We start from the raw sequence: 20,995 nt of genomic DNA on the forward strand, positions 1-20,995 counted from the left end.
CGGTGCGCACCCCCTTTTAGCCCGGAAACAAAAAATTCGGGTGGGGGGGGGCGCCACCCCCCCCCCCCCCCCCCCCCCGCCCCCGCGGCCCCCCCCCCGGGGGGGGGGCCCCCCCCCCCCACGTCCGGACCGGGCGGCCCGACGCCTAGCGGCTGCGGGCCGAGGTCACGCGGTAGACGTCGTAGACGCCCTCGACTCCCCGTACGGCCTTCAGGACGTGCCCCAGGTGCTTGGGGTCGCCCATCTCGAAGGTGAACCGCGAGGTGGCCACGCGGTCGCGGGAGGTCTGCACGGCGGCCGAGAGGATGTTCACGTGCTGGTCCGACAGGACCCGGGTGACGTCCGAGAGCAGCCGGGACCGGTCCAACGCCTCGACCTGTATGGCGACCAGGAAGACGGAGGACTGGGTGGGCGCCCACTCGACCTCCAGCATCCGCTCGGGCTGCTGGGAGAGGGAGTCGATGTTGACGCAGTCCGCACGGTGGACCGATACGCCCGAGCCCCGGGTGACGAAGCCGATGATCGGGTCACCGGGCACCGGGGTGCAGCAGCGGGCCAGCTTCACCCACACGTCGTCGACGCCCTTGACGACCACGCCCGGGTCGGCGTTCCCGCGCCGCTTGGCGCGACCGCGGGCCGGCGGGATCGAGTCCTCGATGTCCTCGTTGGCCGCCTCCTCGCCGCCGAGGGCCTGCACCAGCTTCTGCACGACGCTCTGCGCGGTCACGTGGCCCTCGCCGATGGCCGCGTAGAGGGAGGAGATGTCGGGGTAGCGCATCTCGTGCGCGAGGGTGACGAGGGAGTCGCCCGTCAGGATCCGCTGGATCGGCAGGTTCTGCTTGCGCATGGCCCGCGCGATGGCGTCCTTGCCGTGCTCGATGGCCTCGTCGCGGCGCTCCTTGGAGAACCAGCCGCGGATCTTGTTGCGGGCCCGCGGGGACTTGACGAAGCCGAGCCAGTCGCGGGACGGGCCCGCGCCCTCGGCCTTGGAGGTGAACACCTCGACGAGGTCGCCGTTGTCGAGGGTGGATTCGAGCGGTACGAGGCGCCCGTTGACCCGGGCCCCTATGGTGCGGTGGCCGACCTCGGTGTGGACCGCGTACGCGAAGTCCACGGAAGTGGCTCCGGCGGGCAGGGCGATGACGTCGCCCTTGGGCGTGAAGACGAAGACCTCGTTGCGCGAGAGGTCGAAGCGCAGCGAGTCCAGGAACTCGCCCGGGTCCTCCGTCTCCTTCTGCCAGTCGAGCAGTTGGCGCAGCCAGGCCATGTCGTTGACGGTGTCGTGGCCGGCGCTGCCCTTGGCGGCCTGCGGGACGTCGGTGCGGACCTTGGAGGTGCCGGCGACGGTCTGCTGCTTGTACTTCCAGTGCGCGGCGATGCCGTACTCGGCGCGGCGGTGCATGTCGAAGGTGCGGATCTGGAGTTCGACCGGCTTGCCGCTGGGCCCGATGACCGTCGTGTGCAGCGACTGGTACATGTTGAACTTGGGCATCGCGATGTAGTCCTTGAACCGGCCGGGGACCGGGTTCCAGCGCGCGTGCACGGTGCCGAGGGCCGCGTAGCAGTCCCGGACGGTGTCGACGAGGACGCGGATGCCCACCAGGTCGTAGATCTCCGCGAAGTCACGGCCGCGGACGATCATCTTCTGGTAGACGCTGTAGTAGTGCTTCGGGCGGCCGGTGACGGTGGCCTTGATCCGGGCGGCTCTGAGGTCGGTCTGCACCTCGTCGGTGACGACGGTCAGGTACTCGTCGCGCTTGGGGGCGCGCTCGGCGACGAGGCGCACGATCTCGTCGTACATCTTGGGGTAGAGGATCGCGAAGGCGAGGTCCTCCAGCTCCCACTTGATGGTGTTCATGCCCAGGCGGTGGGCCAGCGGAGCGTAGATCTCCAGCGTTTCGCGGGCCTTCTTCTCCTGCTTCTCCCGCTTGAGGTAACGCATCGTGCGCATGTTGTGCAGGCGGTCGGCGAGCTTGATGACGAGGACCCGGGGGTCCTTGGCCATCGCGACGACCATCTTGCGGACGGTCTCGGCCTGCGCGGCCTCGCCGAACTTGACCCGGTCGAGCTTGGTGACCCCGTCGACCAGCAGGGCCACGGCGTCGCCGAAGTCGCGGCGCAGCTGTTCGAGGCCGTACTCGGTGTCCTCGACGGTGTCGTGCAGCAGGCCCGCCATCAGGGTGGCGGGGTCCATGCCCAGCTCGGCGAGGATGGTGGTCACCGCGAGCGGGTGGGTGATGTACGGGTCGCCGCTCTTGCGCTTCTGGCCGCGGTGCCAGCGTTCGGCGACCTGGTAGGCCTGCTCGATCTGGCGCAGGGTCTCCGTCGAGATCTTCGGGTCGTTGCTGCGGACTATCCGGAGCAGGGGTTCCAGTACCGGGTTGTACGGATTGGAACGCTGCACGCCGAGACGGGCCAGGCGGGCGCGCACGCGGTTGGAGGACCCGGCCGACTTCGCGGGAGCGGGCTTGACCGGCGGGGGCGCGGCGGCGGGAGCCGCGGCCGGCGGCGGCGTGGCGGCGGCAGCCGCGGCCGGCTCGGCCGGCTCGGCCTGCGGGTCGGGCTGCGCGGCGGAGAGTGGCTGGACCTCGTCTGGCAAGAGCGCTCCTCACGGGGGTCCCCCCGGACGGGGTCTGGGGGAGGATCCGGGTCCCCGGTCAGGTCCGGATAACCCATGGTAGCGAGGGTTGCCCCGCCCCGTTCTCCGCGGTCGCCCCCCGGGACGCGGCTCGGGCCCACCCCGGGGGCCGCCCCGGCGGGTCGCGGCGTACGCGAAAGCGGCGGGCCTCCGGGGCTTCCCGGGGGCCCGCCGCTTCGGCGGACGTGTCGCGGACGGTGCTCAGACCACGATGAGGGCGTCCAGCGGGGCGCCCGCGAGGGCGTCGGCCAGCCTGGCCCGGCCCGGCAGGAACGACAGCTCCATCAGGACCGCCACACCGGCGACCTCGGCCCCGGCCCGCCGGATCAGCTCCAGCGAGGCCCCGGCGGTGCCGCCGGTGGCCAGGACGTCGTCGATGACCATGACCTTGTCACCGGCGTTCAGGTCCTCGGCGTGGACCTCGATCTCCGCGGTGCCGTACTCCAGCTCGTAGGACTGCGCGAGCGTGGCGCCCGGCAGCTTGCCGGCCTTGCGTACGGGGACGAAGCCGATGCCCGCCTGGACGGCGACCGGGGCGGCCAGGATGAACCCGCGCGCCTCCAGGCCGACGATCTTCGTGGCCCCGTACCGGCCGGCCAGGTCCACCAGGGCCTGCGTGAGGGCAGCGAAGGCCTTCGGGTCGGCCAGCAGCGGGGTGATGTCCTTGAACATCACGCCCGGCTTCGGGTAGTCGGCGACGTCCTTGATCCGGGCGAGCAGCTGCTCGCGGACCTCGGGGGAACAGGGCGCGGTCACCGGCGCCGCCTTCCCTGGCCGCCGTGGGAGACGACCTCGCCGTCGTCGCCGGACTGCTCGTCGGCGTCGATGGGCTCGCCCTTGGCCGCGGCGGCCGCGCGCTTGGCGAGGACCCGCTTCTTGAGGGCCTGCATCGCGGGCTCGCGCTCCTTGAGGTCCACGACCAGCGGGGTCGCGATGAAGATCGAGGAGTACGCGCCGGCCGCGAGGCCGACGAACAGCGACAGCGAGATGTCGTTCAGCATGCCCGCGCCCAGGAAGCCGCCACCGATGAACAGCAGGGCCGCCACCGGGAGCAGCGCCACGACCGTGGTGTTGATCGAGCGGACCAGGGTGCCGTTGATGCTGCGGTTGGCGATCTCGCTGTACGTGTAGCGGGTCTGCTTGGTGATGTCCTTCGAGCCCTCCTTGAGACCGTCGAAGACGACGACGGTGTCGTAGAGGGAGTAACCGAGGATGGTCAGCAGACCGATCACGGTGCCCGGGGTGACCTCGAAGCCGACGAGCGCGTAGACGCCGACGGTGATCGTGAGGTCGTGGATCAGCGCGATCAGCGCGGCGACCGCCATCCGCCACTCGAAGGCGATGGCCAGGTAGATCACCACGAGGACCATGAAGATGGCCAGGCCCGTCCAGGCCTTGTTGGCGATCTGCTCGCCCCAGCTCGGGCCGACCAGGTCGGCGTTGATCTGGGCCTCGGTCACCTTGAGTTCGGTGGCCAGCTGCTTCTTGACGGGGGCGGCGGAGTTGGTGTCCAGACCGGAGATCTGGATGCGCAGGGTGCCGTTGCCGAGCTCCTGCACGATCGCGTCGTGACCGGAGGCCTTCTCGGCGAGTTCCGTGGCCTTGGCGACGGAGACGGCCGTCTTCGGGGTGGTGAAGACGGCACCGCCCTTGAACTCGATGCCCATGTTGAGGCCCTGTACGGCCAGGGCCACGATCGCCGTGATGGTGATCAGGATGGAAACGCCGTACCAGAGGAAGCGCTTGCCGATGAAGTCGTAACCGACCTCACCGCGGTACAGCCTGGCGCCGAGATCTCCCAGCTTCGACATCTCTCACGCCTCCTTTGCGTCGACGGGGGCGGGGACGGGACCCGTACGGCGGGACCGGCGCAGCGGGGGCTTGGCCCCGAGCCGCTTGGGGTCCAGCCCGGACCACGGGTGGCCGCTGGAGAAGAACTTCGTACGCGCCAACAGGGTCATGACGGGCTTGGTGAAGAGGAACACCACGACCACGTCGAGCAGGGTGGTCAGACCCAGTGTGAAGGCGAAGCCCTGGACCTTGCCGACCGTGACGATGAAGAGCACGGCGGCGGCGAGGAAGGACACGAAGTCGGAGACCAGGATCGTGCGGCGGGCACGCGGCCAGGCGCGCTCGACGGCGGGGCGCAGGGTGCGGCCCTCGCGGATCTCGTCCCTGATGCGTTCGAAGTACACGATGAACGAGTCCGCCGTGATGCCGATCGCGACGATCGCGCCACAGACGGCCGGCAGGTTCAGCGCGAACCCGATGCCCTTTCCGAGCAGCGCCATGATCGTGTAGGTGAGGATCGCGGACACCAGGAGGCTGATGATCGCGATGAAGGCCAGTCCGCGGTAGTAGACCAGCAGGTAGATCACCACGAGGGCGAGGCCGATGGCGCCGGCGATGAGGCCGGCCTTCAGCTGCTCGCCGCCGAGGGCGGCGGTGACGGTGGTGACGCTGTCCTCCTGGAAGGACAGCGGCAGGGCGCCGTAGGAGAGCATGTTGCCCAGGTCCTGGGCGCTCTGCTGGGTGAAGCCGCCGGTGATCTGGGCGTTGCCGCCGGTCAGGGCCTGGCTGACGGAGGGGTCGGAGATGACCTTGCCGTCGAGGACGATCGCGAACTGGTTCATCGGGGACTGCTGCGTCGCGAGCTCACCGGTGATCTTCGCGAACTTGTCCGCGCCCTTGTCGGTGAACTGCATCGTGACGATCCACTCGCCGGTCTGCGGTTCGATGGCGCCCTTGGCGTCCTTGACGTCCTGACCGTTGACCTGGGCCGGGCCGAGGACCCACTTGCCCCAGGTCGTACCGCGCTGACCACAGGCCAGCATCGGCTCCTCGGGCTTGACGCCCTGGCCGGCGGCGGCGCGCTGGGCCTCGTTGGTGCAGTCGAGGGCCGCGAACCGGGTCTGGAGGTCGGCGATCGCGGGGTCCACCGGCGGCGTGCTCGCGGCGGGGGTCCCGGACGGGCTCGCGGCGGGGGTGGCCTTGTCGTCTGCCTTCTTCGACTCGCTCGCCGAAGGCGAGGGAGTGGGGGTGCCCGGGGCCTTGAGGGCCTCGCTGAGCACACGGCCCTGGGAAGTGGCGCTGGACGACGGGGTGGCACCGGTGGAGGGCTTCGAGCTGCCCTCGGCCTTCGGGGCGCCGGAACCGCTCGCGGACGGGGCCGGCGATGCGCTCGGCTTCGTCTGGGGGGTGACCGGGGCGCCGTCGGCGAAGGCCAGGACCGGGCGGAAGTAGAGCTGGGCGGTGGTGCCGACCTGCTCGCGGGCCTGCTGCTCGTTCATCCCCTTGGGGATGTTCACGATGATGTGGTCGGTGCCCTGGATCTGGACCTCGGCCTCCGACACACCGAGACCGTTGACACGGCGCTCGATGATGCCGACCGCGGTGTCCATGTTGGTCTTGTTGACCGCGTTCGGCTTGCCGGGCTCGCTCTTGGCCTTGAGCGTGATGCTCGTACCGCCCGCGAGGTCGATGCCCAGGCGGGGGGTCGTCTGCTTCGTGAGGAACATCCCCGCGGTGAGCGCCACCATCGCGATCAGGATGAGGGCCAGAGCGCGCTCCGGCCTCCCCTGAGCCCCCGTGGGCCGCCGGCCCTTCTTCGGTGCTGCCACCTTGTCGTTTCTCCCTGTCCAACCGTCCCGCGCCGGGTCAGCGCGCGGACGGCCACGAAATGTGTGGTGGGGACCCCTGCCCCCCGCAGAAGTTCACTGCGGGCACCGCGGCGGCCGCCGGTCCGGCACCGCCGCGATCCCCTGCCCGGGCGCTACTTCGCGCCGGGCTCGCCGTCCGTCTTGCCGTCCTTGGGCTCGTCGCCCTTGGGCTCCTCTTCCTTGCCCAGGTCGATCTTGGGGGCCTCGCCTGCGGACGTGTCCTTGGACAGGTCCGCCTTCGGGGCTTCGCCCTCGGTGAGGGAGGAGGCGTCGTCCGGGACGACCGGCGTGTCGTGGGTCGGCTCCTCGGTGACGCCGTGGACGATGCGGTTGTACTCCTCGTCGTCCAGGACGGCACCGATGGAGTTCTTCGCGAAGATCGCGTGGACGCCGGGAGCCACCTCCAGGGTGACCGTGTCGTCACCGATCTCCTTCACCGTGGCGTACATGCCGCCAATGGTGCGGACCCCGGTGCCGGGCGTCATGTCGTTGCGCATCTGCGCGGCCGCCGACTGCTTCTTCTTGGCGGAGCGGGTCATCAGGAACATCGCCCCGATGAGCACGATGAACGGGAGGAATGTCACGAGATTCACGGGACGGAGATCCTTCGCACGACCGTACGGGAGACGGCCTTTTTCTACGGGGGTGGGCACACCGACCCGAAGGGTCGGCATCGGCGGAGTCTAGGCGAGTCCGCACCGATGGAACAACGCCCAGCATGGCACCGCAGTTCCTGACCGGGGAAACGCCCGCGCCGTCAGGACCCGAACAAGCCCGGTTGTCCGCTTGATCCGTTCCTGGCCTGCGCCGGCGGAACGAGCCCCAGGTGAGCCCATGCGGCGGGGGTCGCGACCCGGCCGCGCGGAGTGCGCGCCAGGAGGCCCTCGCGGACCAGGAAGGGCTCCGCCACCTCCTCCACGGTCTCCCGTTCCTCGCCGACGGCCACGGCCAGGGTGGACAACCCGACCGGACCACCCCCGAAGAGCTTGATCAGGGCTTCCAGCACGCCCCGGTCCAACCGGTCGAGGCCGCGCGCGTCCACCTCGTAGACCTGGAGGGCGGTTCCGGCCACTTCCCGGGTGATCACCCCGTCGGCCCGCACCTGGGCGTAGTCGCGGACGCGGCGCAGGAGCCGGTTGGCGATGCGCGGGGTGCCGCGGGAGCGGCCGGCGATCTCGGCGGCGCCGGCGGTGTCGATCTCCACGTCGAGGAGGCGGGCGGAGCGGTGGACGACCCGTTCCAGCTCCTCGGGGGTGTAGAACTCCATGTGCCCGGTGAAGCCGAAGCGGTCGCGCAGGGGCGGGGGCAGCAGGCCGGCCCGGGTGGTGGCGCCGACCAGGGTGAAGGGCGGCAGTTCGAGGGGGATCGCGGTGGCGCCGGGGCCCTTGCCGACGATCACGTCGACGCGGAAGTCCTCCATGGCCATGTAGAGCATCTCCTCGGCGGGCCGGGACATGCGGTGGATCTCGTCGAGGAAGAGCACCTCGCCCTCCTGGAGGGAGGAGAGGATCGCGGCGAGGTCGCCGGCGTGCTGGATGGCGGGACCGGAGGTGATCCGGATGGGGGCGCCCATCTCGGCCGCGATGATCATCGAGAGGGTGGTCTTGCCGAGGCCGGGCGCTCCGGACAGCAGGACGTGGTCCGCGGTGGCGCCGCGCTGACGGGCCGCTTTGAGGACGAGGTCCAACTGTTGGCGGACCTTCTCCTGGCCGACGAACTCGCCGAGGTCCTTGGGGCGCAGGGCCGCCTCGACGGCGGTGTCCTCGCCGTCCGCGGCCTGCGCGACGAGCCGGTCCGGCTCGGAGGTCTCGGTCTCGTCGTCCCAGTTCACGGTGTCAGTCTGCCTTCTCGGTCGGTGCGGTCTTCGCGTCGGGGCCCGGGTACGGGGGCGCGGGCGCGCGACCCTGGGGGCCCGGGGCCGGCCGCGCGGGGCGGCCGGGGGCCCGGGTGGGTCAGCGGGCCCGGTTGAGGGACTGCAGTGCGGCGCGCAGCAGCTGCGGGACCGGGGCCGATCCGCCGGCGGCGATGGCCTCCTCTGCCTGCGGGGTCACCGAGGCGACGGCTTCCTCCGCGTCCCGGGAGGCGTAGCCGAGACCGATCAGGGCGGCGGCGAGCTGTTCCGTCCAGGGGGCGGGTCCCGCGGCGGCGGCCCGCTGGGCGCCGACCAGGGCGCCGGTGCCGAGCGGTTGGCCCAGCTTGTCCTTCAGGTCCAGGAGCAGCTTCTGGGCGCCCTTCTTGCCGATGCCGGGCACCGCCGTCAGGGCCTTCTCGTCGCCCGTGGAGACGGCCAGGCGGAGCGCGTCGGGACTGTGCACGCCGAGCATGGCCTGGGCGAGGCGGGGGCCGACCCCGCTGGCGGTCTGGAGCAGCTCGAAGACCTGGCGTTCGTCGTCGTCGGCGAAGCCGTAGAGGGTGAGCGAGTCCTCGCGCACGACGAGGGAGGTCGCGAGCTTGGCCTCCTGGCCGAGGCGCAGGCCGGCGAGGGTGTTCGGGCCGCACTGCACGGCCATGCCCACTCCCCCGACCTCGATCACGGCGACGGTGGGGGCGAGCGCGGCGACCGGGCCGCTGACGAAGGCGATCATCGGGTACGGCCTTTCGAGGCGTGCGGGAGCCGGTTGCTCCGGAGCGGGTCGTTCCGGAGCCGGTTCTTCTGGAGCTCGTGTTGGGCGACCGCCTGCTGGAGGCGGTTCTGTGCGGGGGCCCGCCAGATGTGGCAGATGGCGAGGGCCAGGGCGTCGGCGGCGTCGGCCGGCTTCGGGGGCGCGTCGAGCCGCAGCAGACGGGTCACCATGGCGCCGACCTGCGCCTTGTCGGCCCGGCCGCTGCCGGTGACGGCGGCCTTGACCTCGGAGGGCGTGTGCAGGGCGACCGGTAGGCCGCGACGCGCGGCGCAGAGCATGGCGACGGCGCTGGCCTGGGCGGTCCCCATGACCGTACTGACGTTGTGCTGGCTGAACACCCGCTCCACGGCGACCACTTCGGGCCGGTGCTCGTCGAGCCACCACTCGATGCCCTGCTCGATGGCGACGAGCCGGTCCCCCAACTCGGCGTCCGCCGGGGTCCGTACGACGCCCACACCGACCATGGTCAGCGGCCGGCCGGCGATCCCCTCGACCACGCCGACACCGCACCGCGTCAGCCCGGGGTCCACACCGAGAACTCGCACCACGGCGCCCCTCCCTCTTCACGGCCGAACCGCCGCCGCTCTTTCACGGCCGAACCGCCGCCGCTCTCCCGCGGAGGTGGTCGCTCGCCGTCGTGGCTGCTCGATCGACGGTCGCGCTCGCCAGACTAACCGCTGCCACTGACAGAGCCACGGGCCGACGGGGTGTGTCCCCGTCGGCCCGTGGCCACGCTCTGAAGGAAGGCTCGGCGGCCTCAGGCGTCGATCTTCTCCATGACCTCGTCCGAGACGTCGAAGTTGGCGAAGACGTTCTGCACGTCGTCGCTGTCCTCCAGCGCGTCGATCAGCTTGAAGATCTTGCGCGCGCCCTCTTCGTCCAGCTCGACCTGCATGGTCGGCAGGAAGTTGGAGTCGGCCGAGTCGTAGTCGATGCCGGCCTCCTGGAGCGCCGTGCGGACGGCGACCATGTCGGTGGCCTCGCTGACGATCTCGAAGCTCTCGCCGAGGTCGTTGACCTCTTCGGCGCCCGCCTCCAGCACCGTCTCCAGGACGTCGTCCTCGGAGAGTTCGGCCTTGGGCAGGAGCACGACGCCCTTGCGGTTGAACAGGTACGAGACCGAGCCCGGGTCGGCCATGGATCCGCCGTTGCGGGTCATGGCGACGCGGACGTCGGATGCGGCGCGGTTGCGGTTGTCGGTGAGGCACTCGATGAGCACCGCGACACCGTTGGGACCGTAGCCCTCGTACATGATCGTCTCGTAGTCGGCGCCGCCGGCCTCCAGGCCGCCGCCGCGCTTGACCGCGGAGTCGATGTTCTTGTTCGGGACCGAGCTCTTCTTCGCCTTCTGGATGGCGTCGAAGAGGGTCGGGTTGCCATCGATGTCGGCGCCGCCCATACGGGCCGCGACCTCGATGTTCTTGATCAGCTTCGCGAAGAGCTTGCCGCGCTTGGCGTCAACCACGGCCTTCTTGTGCTTCGTCGTAGCCCATTTAGAGTGGCCGGACATCTGCCTGTCTCCTTCGCGTCACCAACAATGTTCGCCTCGGATCCTACCGGGACCCGGTCACAGCCCCGCGCGCACCATGTCGACGAAGTACGCGTGAACGCGGTCGTCGCCGGTCAGCTCGGGGTGGAACGAGGTCGCCAGCACGTTGCCCTGGCGCACGGCGACGGTGTGGCCGTCGTACGTGGCGAGGACCTCGGCGGACGCTCCGACGGACTCGACCCACGGGGCGCGGATGAAGACGCCCTCCACGGGGCCGCCCTCGATGCCGGTGAAGTCGACCTTCGCCTCGAAGGACTCGTTCTGCCGACCGAAGGCGTTGCGGCGCACGATCATGTCGACGCCGCCCAGGGTCTCCTGGTCCTCGCGGCCGTCGAGCAGCTTGTCGGCGAGCATGATCATGCCGGCGCAGGTGCCGTACACGGGCATGCCGGCCCGGACGCGCTCGCGCAGCGGCTCCAGCATGCCGAACAGCACGGCGAGCTTCGACATGGTCGTGGACTCGCCGCCGGGGATCACCAGGGCGTCGACCTCGGCGAGCTCCTCGGGGCGCCGGACCGGCCTGGCCACGGCGTCCGCCGCGGCCAGGGCGATCAGGTGCTCCCGTACGTCGCCCTGGAGGGCCAGGACACCAATGACGGGGGTGGTCATGTCAGGGACTACCAGCCGCGGTTGGCGTAGCGCTCGGCCTCGGGCAGGGTGTCGCAGTTGATGCCGACCATGGCCTCGCCCAGGTTGCGGGAGGCGTCCGCGATGATCTTCGGGTCGTCGTAGAAGGTGGTGGCCTTCACGATGGCGGCGGCGCGCTTGGCCGGGTCGCCGGACTTGAAGATGCCGGAGCCGACGAAGACGCCCTCGGCACCGAGCTGGCGCATCAGCGCGGCGTCGGCCGGGGTGGCGACGCCGCCGGCGGAGAACAGCACGACCGGGAGCTTGCCGAGCTCGGCAACCTCCTTGACCAGCTCGTACGGGGCGCGCAGGTCCTTGGCGGCGGCGTACAGCTCGTTGTTGTCGTAGCCGCGCAGCCGGGCGATCTCGTTCTTGATCTGGCGCAGGTGACGGACGGCCTCGACGACGTTGCCGGTGCCGGCCTCGCCCTTCGAGCGGATCATGGCCGCGCCCTCGGCGATGCGGCGCAGGGCCTCGCCCAGGTTGGTGGCGCCACACACGAACGGGGTGGTGAAGGCGAACTTGTCGCTGTGGTTGACCTCGTCGGCCGGGGTCAGGACCTCGGACTCGTCGATGTAGTCGACGCCGAGGGACTGGAGGACCTGGGCCTCGACGAAGTGGCCGATGCGGGACTTGGCCATGACCGGGATGGAGACGGCCTCGATGATCTCTTCGATCATGTTCGGGTCGGACATCCGGGCCACGCCGCCGTCCTTGCGGATGTCGGCGGGGACCCGTTCCAGGGCCATGACGGCCACGGCGCCGGCGTCTTCGGCGATCTTCGCCTGCTCGGCGTTGACCACGTCCATGATCACGCCGCCCTTGAGCTGCTCGGCCATGCCGCGCTTGACGCGGGACGTGCCGATGGCCGACTCAGCGGACTGGGAAGAGGTGGAAAGCGTGCTCACGGGCTGACCTCACTCGAACGGAACTCGAAAGGAAGACGTCTCTACCTGGCTGAGGAAACCGCACCGACCAGTCCACTACAAGGGCCAATGTGGAGCCGGTGGCCCCTCGACTTGTCCGCTGCGGCCCTGGGCAGGACCAGGCCGGATCTTGCCGGGCCCGCCAAGATCCGAAAGGGACGCCTTAGGTGGGACGGTCGGCAAGATCCACCGGAGGCTCGTCGTCCATTTCGAAGGCGAGCGGGAACGGCGCGTGCCCGGCCAGTCTGAACCAGCGGACCTTGCGGTGCCTGCGCAGCGCGCGGGCGGCCCGTACCGCGTCGTTGAGGAAGCGCCGCGCCATCGGCACCCGGCGTACGGCCGCCGCCAGCTCCTCCGCCGCGTCCACGCCGCCGGGGGCCTCCTTGAGCACCTCCACCTGGTCGGCGTCGGCGAAGACCGCGCGCAGCGCCTGGCTCAGCTCGCTCTCGGCGACCTCGCGGTGCTCCTCCTCGGCCTGCCGGGCGCCGTGGGCGGCCTCGTACAGCACGAGGGAGGAGGCGGGGTCGAGCACCCCGGAGGTGGCCACCTCCAGCACCACGGAGGCCCGCCGCACGAGTTGGGCGTCGAGCGCGGCCCGGGCGGCGTCCATCCGCGTGTGCAGCCGGTCGAGACGCCCGGCGGTCCAACTGAGGTAGACCCCGATGACGCCGAGCGCCACCGCGATCCAGACAAGGTTTTCGATCACGGGCGGCGACACTACCCGCTACGGCGAGCCGGCCGCTCAGCCCTCGCGCGAGAAGCCGAGGCGGCTGCGCAGGGAGACGCGCTCGTCGGTGGCCACGGCGGTGGCGCCGTCCGTGACGGTCTCGTAGACGGCCAGGATGTCCGCGCCCACCGTCGACCAGTCGAAGCGGCGCACGTGCGCCGAGCCCCGGGCGCTCAGCGCCTCGCGGCGGGCCGGGTCGCGCAGCAGGGCCACGGCCGCGGCGGCCAGGGAGTCGGCGTCCTCGTTGGCGAACAGCTCCCCCGCCGCGCCCTGGTCGAGGACCTGGGCGAAGGCGTCGAGGTCCGAGGCGAGGACGGCCGCGCCCGCGGAGAGCGCCTCGACCAGGATGATGCCGAAGCTCTCGCCGCCCGTGTTGGGGGCGACGTAGAGGTCCACGCTGCGCAGCAGGCGGGCCTTGTCCTCGTCGGAGACCATGCCGAGGAACTCCACCCGGGAGCGCAGCTCCGCCGGCAGGGAGGCCACGGCCTCCTCCTCGTCGCCCCGGCCCGCCACCAGCAGGCGGACGTCCGGGCAGGCCTCGACGATCTTCGGGAAGGCCGCCATCAGCACCGGGAGCCCCTTGCGCGGCTCGTCGATGCGGCCGATGAAGCCGAGGGTCTGTCCGCCCCACTCGGGCTTGGGTTCGGCCTTGGCGAAGAAGTCCACGTCCACGCCGTTGGGGATGACCACGGCGTCCCCGCCGAGGTGTTCCACCAGCGTGCGCCGGGCGTACTCGCTCACCGCGATCCGGGCGCTGATTTTCTCCAGCGCCGGCTGCAGGATCGGGTAGGCGGCGATCATGGCCCGCGAACGCGGGTTCGAGGTGTGGAAGGTCGCCACGATCGGGCCCTGGGCGGCCCAGCAGGACAGCAGCCCCAGCGAGGGCGAGGCCGGCTCGTGGATGTGGATCACGTCGAAGACCCCGTCGTGCAGCCAGCGGCGCACGCGGGCGGCGGAGAGGAAGCCGAAGTTCAGGCGGGCGACCGACCCGTTGTACGGCACCGGCACGGCCCGTCCCGCCGAGACCACGTAGGGCGGCAGGGGGGTCTCGTCGTCGGCCGGGGCCAGGACCGACACCTCGTGGCCGAGGCGGATCAGGTGTTCCGCCAGGTCACGGATGTGGAACTGGACGCCGCCCGGCACGTCCCACGAGTACGGGCACACGATGCCGATCTTCACTACGGGCGCTCCCCCTGGTCGGTCAGATCGTCGAGCCACAGCCGCTGCAACATGTGCCAGTCCTCAGGGTGTTCGGCGATCCCCCACGCGAAGGCGTCCGCCACCGCCTGGGTCATCACCGAGGTCTTCTCCACCCGTGTGCCCGCGCCGGGCACTTCCACCTCGGGGTGGATCCGGCCGTACATCACCGGGGTCTCCCCGTAGTGCAGGGTGGCCGGGAGCAGCACGGCGCCGGTCTGCTGGGCCAGCAGCGCCGGCCCGGCCGGCATCCGCGCGGTGGCGCCGAAGAAGTCCACCTCGACCCCGGAGGACGAGAGGTCCCGGTCCGCGACCAGGCAGACCAGGCCGCCGGAGCGCAGCCGGCGGGCCAGGGTGCCGAAGGCGGCGCCGCCGTTGTGCGGCAGGACCTCCATGCCCAGGCTCTCGCGGTAGGCGACGAAGCGGTCGTAGAGCGTCTCGGGCTTGAGCCGCTCGGCGACGGTGGTGAAGGGGACTCCGATGTGGCCGATGGCCCAGGCCCCGGCGAGGTCCCAGTTGGCCAGGTGCGGCAGGGCCACGATCACCCCGCGGCCGGTGGCGAGGGCCTCGCGCAGGAGGTGCTCGTCCTGGAAGCGGACCTCGGTGCCGAAGCGCTCCGGGGCCATGGTCGGCAGCCGGAAGGACTCCATCCAGTAGCGCATGTACGAGCGCATGCCCGCGTGGGACAGCTCCCGCAGCCGCTCGGGGCTCGCGTCGGGCACGACCCGGGCCAGATTGGACTCCAGCCGCAGCACGCTCTTGCCGCGCCGCTTCCACACCACGTCGGCGATCTTGCGGCCGAGGGCCACGGCCGCCGGTTCGGGGAGCTTCTTGACTCCCGCCCAGCCGAGTCCGTAGAGGCCGTCGACCAGCTTGTCCTGTGTCCTGCCCATCAGGCGGCGCCCCCCTCGGCGGTCGCGGCGGCGGCGTCGGCCTCGGCGGCCTCACGGCGTACGGTGACCACCCGCTGGACCAGCGTGACGAGGGAGCCCACCGCCACCACCCATAGCGCGATCGGCAGCAGCACGCCGATCCACGAGGGAACCCCGAAGGTCTGGAGGCCGGACAGACCGGCCGCGACCAGCGAGATCACGAGGCGCTCGGCGCGCTCGATGAGCCCGTTCACGGCGACCGGCAGGCCGATCGACTCGCCCCGCGCCTTGGTGTACGAGACCACCTGGCCGCTGGCCAGGCAGAAGATGGCGACCGCGCACAGGGCGTTGTCGTGCCCGGAACCCGCGTACCAGAGCGCGAGGCCGCCGAAGATCGCCGCGTCGGCCACCCGGTCGAGGGTCGAGTCGAGGAACGCTCCCCACCGGCTGGACGTCCCGGCCTGGCGGGCCATGTTGCCGTCCACCAGGTCGGAGAAGACGAACAGGGTGATGGTGATCGTGCCCCAGAAGAACTCGCCCCGGGGGAAGAAGACCAGCGCTCCGGCCACCACTCCGGCGGTGCCGATGAGGGTGACCGCGTCCGGGCTCACCCCCCGACGGAGGAGAAACGCGGCGAACGGCGTGAGGACACGCGTGAAGAATGCACGCGCGTACTTGTTCAGCATGGCCTTCCCGGAGGGTCGCTGGGCCGCGCGGCCCTTGCGGCCACCGGCTGGCCCATCGTAGCCGGCGCCCCGGGTCCGAAGTGCCGCACACCCTCCGGTTCGCCCCGTGCGATCCCCGTACCGGCTCCGCTTCACCCGCCGGGCCCCCGCGCGCACGGTGGCCGGTACGACGTATGGACGCAGTGTGACGGCGGTGCAAAGCTCGAAGGACCCCGATCATCCTCCTCCACCGCGACACCGGGAGGCACGAGCGTCATGGGAGCCACATCACACCAAGCCGGGGCCGCCGGCAGGGCACCGACGGCCGATCGGCCGTCTTCCGTACGGAACGTCGTCCTGGTCGGCCACAGCGGCGCCGGCAAGACCACCCTCGCCGAGGCCCTCGCCCTGACCGCGGGGGCCCTGAACAGGGCCGGCCGGGTCGAGGACGGGGCCACGGTCTCGGACTACGACGAGATCGAGCACCGCCGCCACCGCTCGGTCCAGCTCTCCCTGGTCCCCGTCGAATGGGCCGGGATCAAGGTCAACCTCCTCGACACCCCCGGGTACGCCGACTTCGTCGGAGAACTCCGGGCCGGTCTGCGCGCGGCCGACGCGGCCCTCTTCGTCGTCTCGGCCTCCGACGGGATCGACGGGGCCACCCGCGCGGTCTGGGACGAGTGCCGGGACGTCGGCATGCCCCGGGCGATCGTCGTCACCCATTTGGAGGCGGCCCGCGCCGACTACTCCCAGATGACCTCCATCTGCGGGGAGGCCTTCGGCGCCGACGACCCGGACGCCGTCCTGCCGCTCTACCTGCCCCTCACGGGCCCCGCCGGGCCCGACGGCCACGCCCCGGTCACCGGGCTCCTGGGACTGCTCTCCCGGCGCGTCCACGACTACTCCGGCGGCGAGCGGGCCGAGCGCGACCCGGACCCCGCCGAGCTGGCCCTCATCGACGACGCCCGGTCCCGCCTGATCGAGGGGATCATCGCCGAGAGCGAGGACGAGACCCTCATGGACCGCTACCTCGGCGGGGAGGAGATCGACCTCAAGACCCTGATCGACGACTTGGAGCGGGCCGTCGCGCGCGGCACCTTCCACCCCGTCCTGATGGCCGCGCCCGCCGCCGACGGCGCCCGTCAGGGCCTGGGCACCGTGGAACTCCTCGAACTCGTCACCGGGGCCTTCCCCACGCCCCTGGAGCGGGCCCCCGTCGCCGTCACGACCCCGGACGGCGAGGCCCGCCCCGCCGTCACCTGCGACCCCGAGGGCCCGCTGGTCGCCGAGGTCGTCAAGACCTCGTCCGACCCGTACGTGGGCCGCGTCTCCCTCGTCCGCGTCTTCTCCGGCACCCTGCGGCCCGAGGAGACCGTGCACGTCAGCGGCCACGGGCTGGTCGAACGGAGCCGCGAGGAGCGGGACCTGCACGAGGCGGACGAGCGCGTCGGCGCCCTCACCTCGCCCTTCGGCAAGCAGCAGCGGCCCCTGACCCGGTGCGTCGCGGGCGACCTCGCCTGCGTGGCCAAGCTCACCCGTGCCGAGACCGGCGACACCCTCTCCTCGAAGGACGACCCGCTCCTGATGGAGCCCTGGTCGATGCCCGACCCCCTGCTCCCCCTCGCCGTCGAGGCCCACAGCAAGGCCGACGACGACAAACTGTCCCAGGGCCTGGCCCGGCTCGTCGCCGAGGATCCCACCCTGCGGGTGGAGCAGAACCCGCACACCCACCAGCTCGTCCTGTGGTCCCTCGGCGAGGCCCACCAGGACCTGGCCCTGGAGCGGCTGCGGACCCGCTACGGGGTCCAGGTCGACCCGGTCCCCCACAAGGTCAGCCTGCGCGAGACCTTCGGCTCCCGGGCCACCGGCCGGGGCCGGCACGTCAAACAGTCCGGCGGCCACGGCCAGTTCGCCATCTGCGAGATCGACGTGGAGCCGCTGCCGCCCGGCAGCGGCATCGAGTTCGTGGACAAGGTGGTCGGCGGCGCCGTCCCGCGGTCCTTCATCCCGTCCGTGGAGAAGGGCGTACGGGCCCAGGCCGCCCGGGGCCTCGCGGCCGGCCACCCGCTGGTCGACGTACGGATCACCCTGTGCGACGGCAAGGCGCACTCGGTGGACTCCTCCGACGCCGCCTTCCAGACCGCCGGCGCCCTCGCCCTGCGCGAGGCGGCCGGCCAGGCCCCGATCCACCTCCTCGAACCCGTGGCCGAGCTGGACGTCATGGTCCCCGACGAGTACGTGGGCCCGGTGATGAGCGACCTCGCGGGCCGGCGGGGCCGGGTGATCGGCACCGAGCAGGCCGGACCGGGCCGGACCCGGGTACGGGCGGAGGTCCCGGAGATCGAGATCGGCCGGTACGCCGTCGAACTGCGCTCCGTGACCCACGGCACGGGCCGCTTCACTCGGGCGTACGCCCGGCACGAACCGATGCCGGCCCACCTGGCGGACAAGGTGCGCGAACAGCCCTAGAAGGGAAGTCATCTGACATAACGTCCGCTGCCGCCCACCCAACACGCTTGCGGTGGGCGGTATTTCCCTGTCCCATGACCATGGGGCGGCGTCCGCGGATAGGCTTTTCGGCGCGACGGACCACAGCACGGCGGCACGGCGAAGCGCACGACGGCAGCACAGCAGCACGGTACGACGGCAGCACGGCAGCACGGCAGCACGGCACGACAAAGAGCACAGTGGCACGGCGATGGGGGCAGCGGTGGCGGACGACGGTTTCGACTTCAGGCCCGGGGCACAGATCCCGCTCCAGGGCGGCGGCGGCCAGACGGCCGCCACCAACGCGCTCGCCTCCGCCGCGTACCGCGACGGGGGCGCGGACACGAAGCTGTCCGTGATCCTCGGGGCCAACAGCGAGAACCACCCGGCCTCGGTCAAGGACCCGAAGATCTCCCTCCTCGAACCGAACCTCGGCGAGGCCTTCTGCCGGGCCGTCGAGGCCCGCACCCTCGGCTCCGGCCGCAAGCCCCTGATCCAGTCCTTCGGCGCGGACCCGCAGACCGTCGTGGAGCACTGCCTGGCCGCCAGCCGCATCCGCAAGGAGCGCGACCGCAAGCTCCGCCTCGTCATGCTCGTCTGCGGCCTGCTGTTCCTTCCGGGGCTGCTGCTGTGGCTCGGCCTCTTCCAGCTGCGCAAGACCCTCGGCGGGGACGGCGGCAAGAAGAGCTCCTGGGTCGGCACCACGCTGGTGGTCGCCGTCGTCGCCCTGGCGGGGCTGCTGCTGTACCGGGTGCTCCACCGCGAGTCCGGGGGCGGACTGCTGGAGCTGTACCTCCTCGCGGCGATCGGCGCCCCCGTGCTGGGCTGGTACCTGGCCCGCCGGATCTGCGAGCGGACGGCCGCCGACCTGCGCTCGCGCTGGGACGGCCTGCTCGGCGGCGGCGGGGTCGCCGCCAAGATCCCGGACGCCGTCCCCGGGAACCCCGACGAGAAGGCCCGCGAGGACCTGCGCCACCAGCTGGCCAAGCTCACCGCGGAGGACCGCAGCAACTCGGTCTTCTACGCCGGCCCCAAGGGCATCCTGGGCATGGGCACCCGCTGGGGCAGCTGGCAGATGGCGGAGGAGCTGACCCCGAAGACCGAGGGCCACGAGATCCACCCCTTCCGCAGCTGGGACGTCATACGCGCGGTCGACACCGAGCTGCGCAAGCTGGAGCGCGGTCCCCTGCACACCGGCGGCTTCCCGGCCGCCTCGATCCAGCACTGGATCGTCACCCCGGTCGGCGAGGGCGCCGCGGAGGTGGCCCGGCCCACCGGGGACTCCGTGGACACCTTCCTGGTGAAGTCCCACGAGATCACCCGGATCTGCAACGAACAGCAGTTCAGCGCCGGCAACCGGCACTACCTCGGCATCCAGTACCCGCTCTGGGACGGCCAGTTGGTGATCACCATGCTGGTCACGGTCACCGTGCTGTACAAGACCCTGCGCGTGGACGTCACCGCCCACGCCCTGGGTCCGGTGGCGGGCCTGTTCACCACCAAGTCCAAGGCCCCGGTGGTGGAGGTCCCCAAGTCGATCCGGTTCTGGGAGACCGTCGAGCGGCCACTGCCCCTGGTGGACGCGAGCGAGGTCGTACGCCTGGCCGTGCGCGCGCCCCTCACCTGGTACCCGCCGCTGCTGGAGTACTTCGGCGGCAAGCTGGTGCTGCCCGAGCCCTTCGGCCTGCGGCACGTGTGGGCGGGCTCCATGTGGCGCCACCGCTTCATGGCGGACGACGCCCTGCGCACGGTGGCCCCGGTCCTGCGGGCCGTGCACGCGGCGGCCTTCCGGGTGCTGGAGGAGAACGGCGTCGACACCGACCGCTTCACCAACCGCTCCTCGATCATGAGCGGCCTCATCCAGGAACCGTCCCCGCGCAAGGCGGACGTCTACGACGCCTGATGGGTAGCCTGAAAGGCCAGCCCAGCCGGAGGAGGCACCGACCGTGACCGAGCGCAAGCCACCGGGAGTCAGCTTCGAGACCTTCGTGGACCGGCAGATCAGGGAGGCCGCCGACCGGGGCGATTTCGCGAGCCTGCCCGGCTGGGGCAAGCCCCTGGAGTCCCTGGACGCGCCCTACGACGAGCTGTGGTGGATCAAGGGGAAGATGCACCGCGAGGGCTTCTTCGCCCTGCCCCCGGCGCTCGCGCTGCGCAAGGAGGCCGAGGACGCCCGGGAGGCGGTCCGGGAGGCCCGCACCGAGCGGCGGGCGCGGGCGATCCTCACGGAGGTCAACGAGAAGATCGTGGCGGCCCTGCGGATGCCCCCGCCGGGGCCGCCCCTGGGCATCACCGCGTTCGACGTGGAGGCCGTCCTCGCCGAATGGCGGGCCGACCGCGCCGACCGGGCCTGAGCCCGGTCCGCGACGCGGGTCCGTACGGCCGTCCGGCCCGTCAGTCGACCGGCCAGGCGTCCGCGAGCATCTGACGGGTGTCCGCGAGGAGTTGCGGCAGCACCTTGGTGTGTCCGACGACGGGCATGAAGTTCGTGTCCCCGCCCCAGCGGGGCACGATGTGCTGGTGGAGGTGCGCGGCGATCCCGGCGCCGGCTGCGGCGCCCTGGTTCATGCCGATGTTGAAGCCGTGCGCCCCCGAGGCCTTGCGCAGCGCGGCCATGGCCCGCTTCGTCAGCTCGGCCAGCTCGGCCGTCTCGGGACCGTTCAGCTCGGTGTAGTCGGCGACGTGCCGGTACGGGACGACCATCAGGTGGCCGCCGTTGTACGGGTACAGGTTCAGCACCGCGTAGACGTGTTCGCCGCGCGCGACGATCAGGCCGTCCTGGTCCGACATCTCCGGAATCCCGCAGAAGGGACAGCCGTCCCCGGCCTCCGGGCCGGTCGGCTTGTTCTCCCCCTGGATGTAGGCCATCCGGTGGGGCGTCCACAGACGCTGGAACGCGTCCTGCGTGCCCACACCGATCTGCTGCTCCGGCTCAATCGTCATGGGATGCAGCATATGACCTCGCCCGCACGTACGAGGAAGGCCCCCGGAAAGTGATCACTTCCGGGGGCCCCGCCCCTTGGG

At 71.5% G+C, this 20,995-nt stretch carries 19 protein-coding genes; 3 read left to right on the forward strand and 16 right to left on the reverse strand.

What is annotated here, in order from left to right:
• Nucleotides 1–145: 145 nt before the first annotated feature.
• The 15 genes from ACIOD1_RS26940 to pgsA all read right to left on the reverse strand — a co-directional run bounded on the left by ACIOD1_RS26940 (nt 146) and on the right by pgsA (nt 15,505).
• Nucleotides 146–2,599: a bifunctional (p)ppGpp synthetase/guanosine-3',5'-bis(diphosphate) 3'-pyrophosphohydrolase gene (locus tag ACIOD1_RS26940; RefSeq protein ID WP_365626866.1), complete on the reverse strand. Its 2,454-nt coding sequence runs from the start codon at nt 2,597–2,599 to the stop codon at nt 146–148.
• A 240-nt stretch (nt 2,600–2,839) separates the two neighbouring features.
• The gene (locus tag ACIOD1_RS26945; protein ID WP_401905130.1) at nt 2,840–3,394 is read right to left on the reverse strand and encodes an adenine phosphoribosyltransferase; all 555 of its coding nucleotides are present in this window, start codon (nt 3,392–3,394) and stop codon (nt 2,840–2,842) included.
• Nucleotides 3,391–4,449 carry a protein translocase subunit SecF gene (gene secF / locus ACIOD1_RS26950; RefSeq protein WP_365626872.1) on the reverse strand — a complete coding sequence of 353 codons (1,059 nt, stop codon included), beginning with the start codon at nt 4,447–4,449 and terminating at the stop codon, nt 3,391–3,393. Before secF ends, ACIOD1_RS26945 begins: the two co-directional genes overlap by 4 nt.
• Before the next feature lie 3 nt (nt 4,450–4,452).
• Nucleotides 4,453–6,258 carry a protein translocase subunit SecD gene (secD, locus tag ACIOD1_RS26955; RefSeq protein ID WP_365626875.1) on the reverse strand — a complete coding sequence of 602 codons (1,806 nt, stop codon included), beginning with the start codon at nt 6,256–6,258 and terminating at the stop codon, nt 4,453–4,455.
• A 152-nt stretch (nt 6,259–6,410) separates the two neighbouring features.
• The gene (yajC, locus tag ACIOD1_RS26960; protein WP_401905132.1) at nt 6,411–6,890 is read right to left on the reverse strand and encodes a preprotein translocase subunit YajC; all 480 of its coding nucleotides are present in this window, start codon (nt 6,888–6,890) and stop codon (nt 6,411–6,413) included.
• A 164-nt stretch (nt 6,891–7,054) separates the two neighbouring features.
• Nucleotides 7,055–8,128, reverse strand: a complete 1,074-nt coding sequence (gene ruvB / locus ACIOD1_RS26965; RefSeq protein WP_365626881.1) for a Holliday junction branch migration DNA helicase RuvB — start codon at nt 8,126–8,128, stop codon at nt 7,055–7,057.
• Between the two features lie 121 nt (nt 8,129–8,249).
• Nucleotides 8,250–8,882 (reverse strand): Holliday junction branch migration protein RuvA, encoded by a 633-nt coding sequence (gene ruvA, locus ACIOD1_RS26970; protein WP_365626884.1) that lies wholly within the window; start codon nt 8,880–8,882, stop codon nt 8,250–8,252.
• Nucleotides 8,879–9,466 carry a crossover junction endodeoxyribonuclease RuvC gene (gene ruvC / locus ACIOD1_RS26975; protein WP_365627162.1) on the reverse strand — a complete coding sequence of 196 codons (588 nt, stop codon included), beginning with the start codon at nt 9,464–9,466 and terminating at the stop codon, nt 8,879–8,881. Before ruvC ends, ruvA begins: the two co-directional genes overlap by 4 nt.
• A gap of 212 nt (nt 9,467–9,678) precedes the next feature.
• A complete protein-coding gene (locus tag ACIOD1_RS26980) occupies nt 9,679–10,431 on the reverse strand; it encodes a YebC/PmpR family DNA-binding transcriptional regulator (RefSeq protein ID WP_365626887.1) in 753 nt (250 codons plus the stop codon).
• Between the two features lie 57 nt (nt 10,432–10,488).
• Nucleotides 10,489–11,079, reverse strand: a complete 591-nt coding sequence (gene pdxT, locus ACIOD1_RS26985; protein ID WP_365626890.1) for a pyridoxal 5'-phosphate synthase glutaminase subunit PdxT — start codon at nt 11,077–11,079, stop codon at nt 10,489–10,491.
• An 8-nt stretch (nt 11,080–11,087) separates the two neighbouring features.
• Nucleotides 11,088–12,005 carry a pyridoxal 5'-phosphate synthase lyase subunit PdxS gene (gene pdxS, locus ACIOD1_RS26990; RefSeq protein ID WP_365626893.1) on the reverse strand — a complete coding sequence of 306 codons (918 nt, stop codon included), beginning with the start codon at nt 12,003–12,005 and terminating at the stop codon, nt 11,088–11,090.
• Nucleotides 12,006–12,186: 181 nt separating this feature from the next.
• Nucleotides 12,187–12,729 (reverse strand): hypothetical protein, encoded by a 543-nt coding sequence (locus ACIOD1_RS26995; protein WP_365626895.1) that lies wholly within the window; start codon nt 12,727–12,729, stop codon nt 12,187–12,189.
• 36 nt (nt 12,730–12,765) lie between these two features.
• On the reverse strand, nt 12,766–13,929 hold the full coding sequence (locus ACIOD1_RS27000; protein ID WP_365626898.1) for a glycosyltransferase family 4 protein: 1,164 nt from the start codon (nt 13,927–13,929) through the stop codon (nt 12,766–12,768).
• Nucleotides 13,929–14,840, reverse strand: a complete 912-nt coding sequence (locus ACIOD1_RS27005; protein ID WP_365626901.1) for a phosphatidylinositol mannoside acyltransferase — start codon at nt 14,838–14,840, stop codon at nt 13,929–13,931. Before ACIOD1_RS27005 ends, ACIOD1_RS27000 begins: the two co-directional genes overlap by 1 nt.
• Complete coding sequence (gene pgsA, locus ACIOD1_RS27010; protein WP_365626904.1) at nt 14,840–15,505, reverse strand: phosphatidylinositol phosphate synthase; 666 nt, start codon at nt 15,503–15,505, stop codon at nt 14,840–14,842. Before pgsA ends, ACIOD1_RS27005 begins: the two co-directional genes overlap by 1 nt.
• 255 nt (nt 15,506–15,760) lie before the next feature.
• On the opposite strand from pgsA, the gene ACIOD1_RS27015 reads away from it, so the two are divergent.
• The 3 genes from ACIOD1_RS27015 to ACIOD1_RS27025 all read left to right on the forward strand — a co-directional run bounded on the left by ACIOD1_RS27015 (nt 15,761) and on the right by ACIOD1_RS27025 (nt 20,325).
• The gene (locus ACIOD1_RS27015) at nt 15,761–17,953 is read left to right on the forward strand and encodes an elongation factor G-like protein EF-G2 (RefSeq protein WP_401905137.1); all 2,193 of its coding nucleotides are present in this window, start codon (nt 15,761–15,763) and stop codon (nt 17,951–17,953) included.
• A gap of 241 nt (nt 17,954–18,194) precedes the next feature.
• Nucleotides 18,195–19,874, forward strand: coding sequence for a hypothetical protein (locus tag ACIOD1_RS27020; RefSeq protein WP_365626910.1), 1,680 nt, complete (start codon nt 18,195–18,197; stop codon nt 19,872–19,874).
• Nucleotides 19,875–19,917: 43 nt separating this feature from the next.
• The gene (locus ACIOD1_RS27025; protein WP_401905140.1) at nt 19,918–20,325 is read left to right on the forward strand and encodes a DUF1992 domain-containing protein; all 408 of its coding nucleotides are present in this window, start codon (nt 19,918–19,920) and stop codon (nt 20,323–20,325) included.
• 40 nt (nt 20,326–20,365) lie between these two features.
• Here the strand turns inward: ACIOD1_RS27025 and ACIOD1_RS27030 are convergent, their stop codons facing one another.
• Nucleotides 20,366–20,926 (reverse strand): HIT domain-containing protein, encoded by a 561-nt coding sequence (locus ACIOD1_RS27030; protein ID WP_365626916.1) that lies wholly within the window; start codon nt 20,924–20,926, stop codon nt 20,366–20,368.
• Between the last annotated feature and the right edge of the window lie 69 nt (nt 20,927–20,995).

Origin of the sequence: Streptomyces sp. NPDC088097, assembly GCF_044741845.1 — a bacterium.
Classification (GTDB): domain Bacteria; phylum Actinomycetota; class Actinomycetes; order Streptomycetales; family Streptomycetaceae; genus Streptomyces.